Source organism: Lentibacillus kapialis (genome assembly GCF_014646635.1).
GTDB lineage: Bacteria > Bacillota > Bacilli > Bacillales > Amphibacillaceae > Lentibacillus > Lentibacillus kapialis.
In genome coordinates, this window is sequence record NZ_BMNQ01000075.1 from 1 (window position 1) to 12,089 (window position 12,089).

The window sequence follows — 12,089 nt, forward strand, 5'->3', positions numbered from 1 at the left end:
TGAAATGTGTGGAGGGGAAATGTATCCAGCGTATTATAATGGCGTACATGGACAGGCATATAAATTATCGGATTTTCTCTAACGAAGATAGAAAAAAGACCGGGCCGCACTTTGCCCGGTTTTTCTTATGTTTTATACCCCTTGCGACAGAAGAAACATAAATTATAAAATTCACTTCTGATTTTAATTTATTTTGTATTTTGAGTACTCCTTCGCTATACTCGGTGTGAATATTGCGAATTAAGAGGAAGTGATTAGATATGTATAGAATCGGTGTCATAGGTCCGAATTCATCAGTAAAACGCATTTTGGAATTAGCTAAAATATATAACAAATATATGGAATTTATACCTTATCCTTATAAGGAATTTAAAGATACAGAGGATATAGTTTTGAACTATAATCATTATGTTGATTTGTGGGTTTTCTCAGGACAAATCCCATATATGTTGGCAAAGAATGCTTTAGGGAATAAAGAAAATCTGGTATACATACAACATTCGGAATCTGGGATTTATCAATGTCTTTTACATATGGCATATTACCAAGGGAAGTTTTTGGAACGTGTAAGTATAGATGAAATAGCAAAGTCTCATTTAGATCAAGCGTTGAAACAATTGGATTTCACGCCTAATGAAGTTTTTATTAAAACGTTTGATACAAAGACTGAGCCACAAGAATTAATAAATTTTCATCTAGACCATTGGGAAAAAGGCGAAACAGAAGGAGCGTTAACGTGTTTTGAAGCTATTTACAGTGGCTTAAAAGAAGCTGGAGTGCCGGCTTATCGGATAACGTTAACCGATATGGAGATTAATCATACTCTAATGATTCTTGCTGAAAAAGTTAAAACATTTTACTTCAAGGATACACAAATCGGTGTTGAGATTATTGAAATCGAACAGTTTGATACGATTGAGGAAAAAACTAAGGATTCTTATAATTTGCAATACCTGGAAATAAAAATTAAGGAATCCCTTCTTAGACTCTGTGAAAAACTGGATGGTTCTTTGCTGGAGAAAGGAAACGGCAGATATGTCATCTTCAGTTCACGTGGTACGATTGAACGCGAAATGAAAGAACTTAAAATAACTGCAGATCAGTTGTCTATTGAATGTGATACAGCGGTTTCGGTAGGAATTGGCTTTGGAAAGACAGTCTATTCAGCAGAAGTCAATGCTCGGCGTGCTATTCAACAATCGAAAGAAAAGAAGGAACGTGGTATAATCATTGTTCAAGAAGACGGTATAATTAGGGAATCAGCGGGTGATGAAAAGGAGTTATACTATTCCTTTCGAATAGATGATAAAAAACTTTTGAGTAAATTAAAGCAAGCTAACATTAGTCTAAAAAGCCTTAATAAAATAGACGCTTTAATCAGAAAGATGGGATGGAATGACTTTACAATAAAGGATATTGCAACCCACTTAAATTGGGATAAACGTAATACTCAACGTTTAATAGGAAGTTTATGTTCGGTTGGTTTGGCGGAGTATATCGGTGAAGAATCTTCATCTACTCGTGGAAGACCAGCTAAAATCTATCAATTGATCCAGATTGAATCTTAAACAATGGTGCTGTAAAGCTATTTTCAATACCCTGTATTACTTTTTTGTAGTACGGGGTATTTTTTTTACAACGTCAGAAAGTATAAATTATGGATGACCTTATAAGAAAAGCTTCGGCATTCGCTATAAGGCGAGGCGAATGCCGAAGCTTTTCTAACAGAAAATCGCTCTTCATTAATTTAAATTTTAAAAAACATTGAAATTTAAAAAATATGCTTATATAATTAATAAAGGGTAATTACCTTTTAAAAACCCTAAATAATTAAAAAGGGAGTTGTCTGTATGGACCATTTAGGGGTATTGTCATTAATTCCTCCCATCATTGCAATTGTTCTGGCGCTTTGGACTAGAAATGTGATTATTTCATTATTTTTAGGTTTGTTTTCGGGGATTATGATTTTGTCGCAATTTAATCCATTAAACGCAATAAAAAGTGCGATTGGCGATTATTTTTTTGCACAGGTTGCCGACAGTTATAATGCTGGTATTTTAGTACTATTAGTATTTATCGGAGGGTTCGTCGCACTTTTAGAAAAGTCAGGAGGAGCTGCTGCTTTTGCATCTAAGATAGTAAAAGTAATCAGGACGAGACTTCAGACTCAGCTTGCTGCATGGTTTGGAGGGATTGCTATTTTTTTCTCTGAACTTGGCACACCTTTAATAATTGGACCAGTATTCGAGTCGCTGTTTGACAAAGCTAAAATATCAAGGGAAAAATTAGCCTGGATAATTGACTCTGTAGCTTCTCCAGTCTCCGTTATGATTCCCTTTATCGGTTGGGGAGTTTATATAATAGGTCTAATTAATACTGAATATGAACGATTAAATATCACAGAATCAGGGTGGAGTACTTTTATACATGCTATTCCTTATTATATTTACCCAATGCTTGCTGTGCTTATTGTTCCATTAATCGTGATAACAAAGCTGGACTTTGGGCCGATGGCTAAAGCAGAAAGACGTATAAGGGAAACGGGGCAAGTCTATTGGCCTGAATCGGAACCATTGCGCAAATCAGAAACTATAAAGGATATTAAAAAAACAAGTAGTAAACCTATTCTAGTATGGTTTCCGATTCTTACGCTGTTAGTAACGCTAGTTGGTTTGCTGATTCCACTTGGATTCCCATTTGAGAAAATAGATGGCAACGACTTTAGAGTGGCTTTAACTACGGCTTATCTGTTTGCAGGACTTTCTTTAATTGTTCTTATGACTGTGCACAAAGTAAAAAAAATTACCGAATCATTTGAGATTTATATTTCTGGCATGAAAAGAATGATGGATATTCTAATCATTTTGGTACTTGCATGGTCACTGGGGGCGGTCTTGGATAAGATGGGAACAGCAACTTATATTGTTCAATTAGTAAATGGAAACATACCCTTGTTCCTAATTCCAGCTATTACTTTTCTCGTTGGGGCCTGTATGTCGTTTGCTAATGGATCATCTTGGGGTACATTTGCAATTATGTTGCCTCTGGCCATTCCTTTAGCATACCATCTGGATATATCTATGTATGCATGTATCGGTGCTGTCATATCAGGTGGAATATTTGGTGATCATTGCTCGCCAATCTCAGATACAACAATTTTAGCTTCCACCGGAGCGGGTACTGATCATAAAGATCATAATATTACGCAGCTTCCCATTGCACTGTTTAATGGGGGTATAGCAGTCGTAACATTCACCGTCGGAGGATTAACTGGTTACGCAACATCAATGTTTCTAGCTGTGATATTAATGGTTGTTGGTGTTCTTTTCTTATCTAAATTCTACAATCGAAAAATTTCTTCTATTTGATAGCATTTAATCATACAGGGAGGTTATTAGTTATGAAACTCTGGGGTGGCCGTTTTCGAAAGGAAGAGAATAAACTAATGGAGAGTTTTAACAGTTCTCTTGCTATAGATAAAAGATTGATCTACGAAGATATTATTGGAAGTCTTTCACATGTGAAAATGCTTGTCAAGACTGAAATTCTTACGGAAACAGAAGGAAATAAAATTATTGAAGGATTAAATTCAATTTTAGCTGATATCGAAAATGAAGAACTTTTTGTAAGTGGGGACTATGAAGATGTTCATAGTTTTGTAGAGGTTAATTTAATTAAGAGAATTGGTGAAATAGGAAAAAAACTTCATACCGCAAGAAGTAGGAATGATCAAATTGCAGTTGATATGCGACTGTATGCGAAAAAAAAATCCGCTGAAGCAATTGAAGCAATTGAATTACTTCAGAGTAGTTTAAAAAGAAAAGCAGATGAAAATGCGGTTATGATGCCTGGGTATACACATTTACAACGAGCACAAGTTGTTACGTTTAAACATCATTTGATGGCCTATTTTCAAATGCTTGACAGGGATAGAAAACGAATTGAGAATGCTCAAGATCTTATGAATGAAAGTCCACTTGGCTGCGGTGCTTTAGCGGGCACAACCCACAACATTAATCGAGATATCACTGCCAATGAACTAAACTTTGATAAACCTACCGATAATTTGTTAGATGGAGTAAGCGATAGGGATTACTTATTGGAATTAATGTCACACTTTTCAATAATCATGATGCATCTTAGTAGGCTGAGTGAAGAACTCATTTTGTGGAGTAGCCAAGAGTTTAATTTTATTGAAATAGATGACGCATACTCTACCGGAAGCAGTATAATGCCGCAAAAGAGAAACCCGGATTCTGCAGAATTAATTAGGGGAAAAACCGGTCGGGTATATGGTGATTTATTTTCATTATTAACGACGATGAAAGGTTTACCTCTTGCTTACAATAAAGATATGCAAGAGGATAAAGAGTCCTTTTTTGACTCTATAGATACAACACTGTCATGTCTTGAAGTTATGGCGCCAATTATAGACACTTTGAAAGTGAATAAAGAAATAATGGAAAAATCAGTGAAAAACGGGTTTCTAAATGCGACTGATTTGGCAGATTATCTTGTTAAAAAAGGAGTATATTTTAGAGATGCACACAGCATAGTGGGTTCAATAGTCATTTTTTGTGAAGACAACGAAAAAAGTATAGAAGAATTATCGCTGAAAGAATTAAAGTCTTTTAGCTCGGAGATCAAAGAAGATATTTATGAATATATCGATTACCACAAAAGCATGAACAAGAGCATTAAAAAAACATTATTAAAGTAGAGTACCATCACTATTAAAAATTTGAAGGAGGAAATAAAATGAGGGAAGTAAAAGTTCAGGGAGAGAGATGGTTCCCTTCAACAACTCCATTTTCCGAGGAAATGAAAGATTTATGGGGAGATTGGTATTGTGATTCAGAGATTGGCAAGTTAAGAGATGTAATTATGCGAAAACCTGGGGAAGAAATTAAATTCATCACAGAGAATAATTTCGGGGATTTTCGTTGGAAAGCGCCGATGAATTTTAAAAAAGCGCAGCAACAGCATAATGAATTAACCGACATATACCGTAGTCATGGTGTGAATGTCCATTATGTAGAACAGCAACGTGAAGATCGTCCGAATGCGTTATTTATGAGGGACCAAGTTTTTATGACACCTGAGGGCGCAATCGTTTGTCGCAATGGAATTTCTGCTCGCCGTGGAGAAGAGCGGTATACGGCAGAGGCATTGGCAAAAATTGGCGTTCCAATTGTAAGAACAATTAATGGAGACGGCTGGTTTGACGGTGCATGTGGCATGTGGATTGATCGCAATACAGTTATTTTGGGGACGGGTGCTCGTGCGAATCACGAAGGCGTTGCGCAAGTGGAATATGAACTCAGGAATATGGGAGTAACAGATATCATACACTTCCAAATTCCGTACGGACACGCACATCTTGATGGACTCATTAATATTGCTGATAAAAAAACTGCCGTATTGTTTCCATGGCAAGTACCTTATGACGTCGTAAAACAATTACTTGACCTCGACTTTAACATTGTTGAAATCACAAATTTAGAGGAACTTAAATGGGGCTCATGCATTAACTTTGTTGCTTTGGAGCCCGGAAAAATTGTTATGCCCAGCGGCAATCCAGATACAAAGGGAAAAATAGAGGATGCAGGTGTTAAAGTAATAGAAGCAGATATGGATGAAATCCTAAAAGGCTGGGGCGCTATTCACTGTATGACTGCATTTTTAAATCGAGATCCAATTGGTGGTACAGGTTCTTGAGGTGAATCCGGTATTATGTGAATTTGTCTTTAGTATCTATGATACGTCGGGAAAGAGAAAGACACGTGACGATGACACGAAAAGTAAACACTTTATACTCAAAAAATTAAAACAAGTAACTGCGTTTGCACTCGTTTTTTTATGTTCTAACGTCAGAAAGTATAAATTATGGATGACCTTATAAGAAAAGCTTCGGCATTCGCTATAAGGCGAGGCGAATGCCGAAGTTTTTCTAATGTGAAAAGTCAGTTTACCACATACAGTTGAGATAAACTGACTTTTTTATAACCTGTTTACAGAAGCTACTTTTATCTTGCCTAAACGGACAGTAAGATACTCGCTTCAATATGTGGACGTACGTATCCCCATGAAAAGACTGAGATAATACCTTGAGTTATGATTCAAGCATGCTTTCTGCTTTATAACCGAGCACATTAATCGGGTCTTTTGGCGATGAGTACGGGGGAGCATAGCCCAGTTCCAGCTCAGGAAGGTCAAAAACGGTCATGTTTGCCTTCATAGCTGTTGCCATGATTGCCAGCCGTTTATCAATGCCTTCCCTGCCAACGGCTTGAGCCCCGTACATACGCCCGTTTTCAGCATCAAATAAAACTTTCAGGCTGATTTTTTCTGCCCCGGGATAATATCCGGCATGTGATAATGTTTGATGATCCACTTCTTTATAGTTGATGCCTAAATGATTTAATTCAGCTTTATTAAGTCCTGTGGCACCAGCACTCAAATCAAACACCTTGAAAATAGCTGTACCTTGAATACCTGCATATGGAGCATTTCCTCCCTGAAGGTGATTAACGAGAATAAAAGCCTGGCGGTGTGCCGGACCTGCGAGTGCGACATGTCTTGGTGCTCCGGTCAGTAAATCATTTGTCTGGACCGCATCACCCAGCGCATAAATATCAGGGTCGCTCGTTTGCATATAGTCATTCACCTTAATAGCACCTGTTTCGCCGATCGCCAGTCCACTGTCTTCAGCCACTTTTGTGTTCGGCTTAATTCCAACGGCCATAATGGTCATGTCAGCCTGGACACTTTCCCCGTCCGTTAAGTTGAGTGTGGCGCCGTTGTTGGAAAATGATTTGAGTCCATTTTCAAGCAGAAGATGAACATTTTTTGCTTTCAGATGCTCTTCGATCATGCTGGCCTGATCTTCATCAACCAGTTTCATAACCTGCTTATTTCGGTCAATGATTGTACAGTCAATGCCACGTGCATGCAGATTCTCCACCATTTCCAGGCCGATAAAGCCGGCACCGACAATAGCGCAGGTCTGAGGCTTCTTTGTTTTAATGTAATGTTCGATTGCGTCCATATCCGGAATGTCATGCAGGGTAAATGTTCGTTTGTCATTCATCCCTTCAAATTCAGGTTTTTTGGCGGAAGCACCAGGCGAAAGAATAAGTTTATCATAGAATGTCTGATGTTCCCCGCTGGAATCCTGATAGGTAATTTTTTGGTTTTCCGGATCAATCGATGTGACTTCTGTATTGGTTTGCAAGTTTATGCCAAATTTGTCTGCGATTTTATCGCTGCTGACAAGCAAGTGATCTCGATTCTCCACAACACCGCCGATATAATACGGCATACCACATGTTGAAAAGGCAACATGTTCACCTTTATCAAACAATGTGATATCCGATTTTTTATCATTACGGCGGATTTGAGCTGCCACATTAGCTCCGCCGGCCACGCCTCCGACAATAATGATTTTATTTGCCATATGTAATGCCCTCCTTTTATAATAAAATTCCCCTTTTTTGGAAAGGAATAACCTGGATTCGCTAAAGTTCACAATTAAGAAGATAATAACATGCTTTGATTTTTGCAGCTAGTAGACAGAAGGAAGCCTGCATTGCAGACTTCCGGCGGTTAAATGATCCCTAATGAATTTAAAAAAACGATTACGATAGTGATAGGCACGAGCCAGCGCATGATCTGAAACCAAAGCTGGTATGTATCGGATGAATGGCTGTTGCCATATGAAAATTCGTGTTTCATCAACGTACGATCCATCCTGATCCCGATGAATAATGCCATCAGCAGACATCCGCCTGGAAGCATAATGTTACTGACAAGAAAGTCACTGGCGTCAAAAACGGTCTTTCCAAAAATTTTAAAATTCGCCAGTGAACTGGAAGATAATGCAGCGGGAATTCCCGCAATGAAAACGATCAGCCCGGAAAACCAGGCGACCTTGGTCCGTGAATAGTTCTTCCCGGCAGTGACAGCAGATGTCATAATCTCCAGCATGCTGAAAGCTGATGTGAAAATGGCGAATAGAAACAGTAATAAGAACAAGGTCAGGAACACTTCCCCGAATGGCATTTGTGCGAAAGCTGCCGGCAGCACCATGAACAGCAGTCCAGGCCCCGCTGTCGGTTCGAGTCCGAATGAAAAGACAACAGGGAAAATGGCCAGTCCTGCTAAAAGCGAAACAAAAATGTTCATGATTGAAACGGAAGCCGCTGAGAGGGGCAGACTCACCTCTTTTGTTAGATAAGAACTATAGGTTATCATCACTGAAAAACCGACTGCCAAGGCAAAGAAGGACTGACCAAGGGCATACAGGATACCTTCTGCTGTCAATTTGGAAAAGTCCGGCTGCAGAAAGAATTTCAGACCTTCAGCTGCACCTTCAAACGTAACAGACCGGATCACCAGAATAATAAAAAAGATAAATAATAATGGCATCATCACTTTACTTGCTTTTTCAATCCCTTCTTTTATACCAAAGGACACAATGATGACGGCCAGAATTAAAAATAAAGCATGTCCGGAAATGGCGATAAGCGGATTGCCGGTAATCGTGCCAAATAACTGTTCATAATTGGTATTGTCGGAAATAACAGAGCCAAACAGTGACATAATACTATAAATGAGTACCCAGCCGCCGACAACACTGTAGAAGGACAACAGGATAAATGAGCCGGCGACCCCCCAATAGCCGATGAGTGGCCAACCACTTCGGGGGGCGAGCTTTTTGAAGGCACTGACGGCTTCTTTTTGGGCTCCCCGGCCGATGATAAATTCAGTGATCAACAAAGGAAGCCCGATGATTAATGTAAATGCAATGAAAAGCAGGAAAAAGGCGCCGCCTCCGTTCATTCCGGTCATATAAGGGAACTTCCATATGGCACCGAGGCCGATTGCCGCTCCTGCTGATGATAGAATAAATCCAATCCTGGAAGACCAATAATCTCGCATAGTTGGCTCCTCTCAACTTTTAAATTCAGTCAATATTATAAACTATTTCGGCAGCCGCCCACAATCAAAGACTGAACACAGTTATATCTTTGTCCGCAGCTCCCATAATTCGGGAAAGAAATAGTGATTAAGCACCTGCTTTAAATAACCGACACCGGAAGACCCGCCGGTTCCTGTTCTATAGCCAATAATTCGTTCTACTGTTTTCATATGCCGGAAACGCCACTGCTGAAACCAGTCTTCGATATCAACCAGCTTTTCCGCGAGTTCATAGAGTTCCCAGTAAGTTGATACATTTTGATACACGCTCATCCAGGCTTTTTCAACCGACGCATTCTTTTCATAGGTTTTTGAAAAATCGCGGTCAAGAATTTCTTTGTCAATAGCAAAGCCGTTCCGGGCCAAAGCTTGGATGGCTACATCATAAAGTCCCGGTTTGTAGTACGCCTCCTCCAGCATCGCATAAACATCCGGCTCTTTTTCATAAATTTTTAAAATATGTGGTGTTTTATATCCTAGAACAAATTCGACCAGACGATACTGGTATGACTGGAAACCGGATGCATTTCCAAGTTTGTCGCGGAACTCCAGGAACTCAGCAGGTGTCAGGGTTGCCAGCACATCCCAGCCATTGATGATTTGTGATTGTATTTTCGAGACGCGTGCAAGCATTTTAAAGGAAGCTCTTAGATTATCCTGGTCAATGGCCTCTATGGCACCTTTCGTTTCATGGATTATCAGCTTTAGCCAAAGTTCGCTCACTTGGTGAATGATAATAAACAGCATCTCATCATGATGGCAGGAAAGTCGCTTTTGGCTGTTCAGCAGTGTATCAAGTTCCAAGTAATCCCCGTAGGTCATTTTTTCCATAAAATCGGTATGGATCCCTTGCTCTTGCTTGAATGGATCATCGCTCATGTCGTATTCGCCTCCTGTGCATTGGCTGATCGCAGCACGGCACGGACAGGGCTGCCATCAGCACCGCCAATGGCAAGCGGCAGTGCCACCAGTTCATAACGGCCGGGTGTGACGTGATCAAGCATCAGGTTTTCCAAAATATAAATATCCTTGTCATAAAGCGCATGATGGGCAGCTAAATCTTTGCTTTCTGGCGGATCGACGGATGGCACGTCAACACCGATCAGTTTGATACCATGTTCGTCTAGAAAATCAGCAATACTCGGGTCAAGTTCCGGCATTTGACTGGGGAAACGCTTTGGGTGATTAGGAAGCGAAGTCCGTAATAATACACGTGATGCACCGTGAAGTTTAAATGGCCGCAATGTTTCAGCAGTAATTTTCTCGGTATGGCTCACGTCAAGCACGGCAGCCTCCCCGATGTAAAGATCGATCTCCAATTGATCAACGGTTTTGCCGTCAGAATCATAGTGGAATGGCGCATCAATATGTGTGCCGATATGGACGCTGCCGGTGATTTGCCCAACGTTCACCGAGCCGGTTTGTTGTTTTGTATACGTTAGTTCGTACTTAAATGGCGTATCACCGGGGAAGTGGGCCATGTCATTTGTGAGCGGCTGTGAAATGTCGATCCATTTTGATTGTCCCATTAGGCGATAATGCCCCTTTCATTTTCATAGTGTTTGTAGCGCTTTTCCTCCATGATTGTTTTCAGGATCTGAACGGTCTCCCATACTTCAGTAAATGTGTTATAAAGTGCAACGGGCGCCAGGCGAATCCCGTTCGGCTTTCGAAAATCAGGTACCACGCCGTCAGCTTTTAAAGCTTTGCAGATGCGAGCTGCATCCGGATGTTCAATATAAACGTGACCACCGCGTAATTCTGTTTCTTTCGGGTTGGCAATTGTAAATCCGTAATCGGACAGTTCCGTTTCCAGCAGTTTTATTAAATATTGCGTGAGCTGAAGTGATTTTTGCCGGATGTTGTCTATGCCGGCCTGTGTGAATATCTCCAGCGAACCAAGCAGTGGTGCGGCACTCAACAGGTGTGGCGTGCCAATCTGAAAGGCACCGGCGTTCTGAGCCTGGGTGAGCGTATGCTCCATATCAAATTGCTTTTCTTTAGAGGAACTGAACCATCCGGCAAGCCCGGGTTCGCGGCCAAAGTGTTTTTGGTTCACATAAAGGCCGCCAACACTCCCGGGACCGGCATTCAAATGTTTATACGTGCACCAGAACGCAAAGTCGACATCCCAGTCCGACAACCGGTGCGGCACTGCCCCGATTGAATGGCATAGGTCGAAACCGATTGGAATCCCGCGTTTATGTGCTTCATCCGTTAATGTTTTCATATCAAGCACCTGGCCGCTTCGGTACAGGACACCCGGAAGCACGATCAGAGCCACATCGTCTGTCATCGCATTGACTATGTCCTTTGTGTCGAGCAAATTGTCGTCTTTACTTTCGACTTGAATAAAGTGTTCGTTTGGATCATAACCCTTTAACTGTAACTGACTTTTCAGCGCATAAATATCAGACGGGAAATTCAAGGAATCAGCTAATATTTTTGTTTTTCTGCCCTCGGGTTGATAGAAACTGGCTGTAAGCTGATGCAGGTTGGTGGTCGCCGATCCAGTGACAATGACTTCCTCAGTGCCGGCACCGATTAGCGGAGCTGTCATCGTACCCAATTTTTCGGACAGGTAATACCACGGTTCTTTGCCTTTTGCCCACCCGTCAATGGCAAAGGTTTTCCACGAAGCCATCATATCCTCAACAGCTTGTTCAGCCTGTTTTGATAGTAGTCCGAGTGAATTGCCATCCAGGTAGAGGGTGTTTTCAGGGAGATAAAATTCATCCCGGAAATGTGCCAGTTCATCTTGCTGGTCCAAATAAGCTGCATACGTTTTTTCGATATTCATCATAGCACCCCATTTAAAAGATAATTGGAGAATTTCTTTCATCATAACAGTAGAATGAGTTGTTTGGAATGTTTTATCATGTATTATTTTAGAAAAACGCGCCATTCGCCTCGCTTTATAGTGTATCCTAAAGTTTTTCTTAAAAGGTTAACCATAATGCATGTCTTCTGATGTTACAAAAAAGGGCTGTTGACCAAAATCTATGGTTGACAAATTAGATGTCATTTTGACGTCAGCAGTCGCTTCGGAAAAACACTAGTGTGCTCGTCGTGTTGCAAGTTTTTCGGTGAAGCAGCACTCCTCGCAACTC

At 40.6% G+C, this 12,089-nt stretch carries 9 protein-coding genes; 4 read left to right on the forward strand and 5 right to left on the reverse strand.

Annotated elements, in window-relative coordinates; genetic code table 11:
• Nucleotides 1–260: 260 nt before the first annotated feature.
• From IEW67_RS16465 to IEW67_RS16480, 4 genes are all read left to right on the forward strand, one after another.
• The gene (locus tag IEW67_RS16465; protein ID WP_188634167.1) at nt 261–1,568 is read left to right on the forward strand and encodes a hypothetical protein; all 1,308 of its coding nucleotides are present in this window, start codon (nt 261–263) and stop codon (nt 1,566–1,568) included.
• 282 nt (nt 1,569–1,850) lie between these two features.
• Nucleotides 1,851–3,368 (forward strand): Na+/H+ antiporter NhaC family protein, encoded by a 1,518-nt coding sequence (locus tag IEW67_RS16470; RefSeq protein WP_188634168.1) that lies wholly within the window; start codon nt 1,851–1,853, stop codon nt 3,366–3,368.
• Nucleotides 3,369–3,400: 32 nt separating this feature from the next.
• Complete coding sequence (gene argH / locus IEW67_RS16475; protein ID WP_188634169.1) at nt 3,401–4,720, forward strand: argininosuccinate lyase; 1,320 nt, start codon at nt 3,401–3,403, stop codon at nt 4,718–4,720.
• A 38-nt stretch (nt 4,721–4,758) separates the two neighbouring features.
• The gene (locus IEW67_RS16480) at nt 4,759–5,718 is read left to right on the forward strand and encodes a dimethylarginine dimethylaminohydrolase family protein (protein ID WP_188634170.1); all 960 of its coding nucleotides are present in this window, start codon (nt 4,759–4,761) and stop codon (nt 5,716–5,718) included.
• Nucleotides 5,719–6,112: 394 nt separating this feature from the next.
• Here IEW67_RS16480 and IEW67_RS16485 read toward each other — a convergent pair whose 3' ends face one another.
• From IEW67_RS16485 to kynU, 5 genes are all read right to left on the reverse strand, one after another.
• Entirely contained in the window at nt 6,113–7,456 is a 1,344-nt protein-coding gene (locus IEW67_RS16485) for a CoA-disulfide reductase (RefSeq protein ID WP_188634171.1), read from the reverse strand.
• Between the two features lie 149 nt (nt 7,457–7,605).
• On the reverse strand, nt 7,606–8,940 hold the full coding sequence (locus IEW67_RS16490) for a sodium-dependent transporter (RefSeq protein ID WP_188634172.1): 1,335 nt from the start codon (nt 8,938–8,940) through the stop codon (nt 7,606–7,608).
• Nucleotides 8,941–9,021: 81 nt separating this feature from the next.
• Nucleotides 9,022–9,858: a tryptophan 2,3-dioxygenase gene (gene kynA / locus IEW67_RS16495; RefSeq protein WP_188634173.1), complete on the reverse strand. Its 837-nt coding sequence runs from the start codon at nt 9,856–9,858 to the stop codon at nt 9,022–9,024.
• The gene (gene kynB, locus IEW67_RS16500) at nt 9,855–10,508 is read right to left on the reverse strand and encodes an arylformamidase (protein ID WP_188634174.1); all 654 of its coding nucleotides are present in this window, start codon (nt 10,506–10,508) and stop codon (nt 9,855–9,857) included. The genes kynA and kynB overlap by 4 nt, the downstream gene beginning before the upstream one ends.
• The gene (gene kynU, locus IEW67_RS16505; RefSeq protein WP_188634175.1) at nt 10,508–11,779 is read right to left on the reverse strand and encodes a kynureninase; all 1,272 of its coding nucleotides are present in this window, start codon (nt 11,777–11,779) and stop codon (nt 10,508–10,510) included. The genes kynB and kynU overlap by 1 nt, the downstream gene beginning before the upstream one ends.
• Nucleotides 11,780–12,089: the final 310 nt, after the last annotated feature.

Bases quoted from the DNA above. Each gene is read 5' to 3' on its own strand.
- kynA (WP_188634173.1), bottom strand. From the start codon at position 9,858: ATGAGCGATGATCCATTCAAGCAAGAGCAAGGGATCCATACCGATTTT.
- IEW67_RS16470 (WP_188634168.1), top strand. From the start codon at position 1,851: ATGGACCATTTAGGGGTATTGTCATTAATTCCTCCCATCATTGCAATT.
- kynU (WP_188634175.1), bottom strand. From the start codon at position 11,779: ATGAATATCGAAAAAACGTATGCAGCTTATTTGGACCAGCAAGATGAA.
- IEW67_RS16490 (WP_188634172.1), bottom strand. From the start codon at position 8,940: ATGCGAGATTATTGGTCTTCCAGGATTGGATTTATTCTATCATCAGCA.
- argH (WP_188634169.1), top strand. From the start codon at position 3,401: ATGAAACTCTGGGGTGGCCGTTTTCGAAAGGAAGAGAATAAACTAATG.
- IEW67_RS16485 (WP_188634171.1), bottom strand. From the start codon at position 7,456: ATGGCAAATAAAATCATTATTGTCGGAGGCGTGGCCGGCGGAGCTAAT.
- kynB (WP_188634174.1), bottom strand. From the start codon at position 10,508: ATGGGACAATCAAAATGGATCGACATTTCACAGCCGCTCACAAATGAC.
- IEW67_RS16465 (WP_188634167.1), top strand. From the start codon at position 261: ATGTATAGAATCGGTGTCATAGGTCCGAATTCATCAGTAAAACGCATT.
- IEW67_RS16480 (WP_188634170.1), top strand. From the start codon at position 4,759: ATGAGGGAAGTAAAAGTTCAGGGAGAGAGATGGTTCCCTTCAACAACT.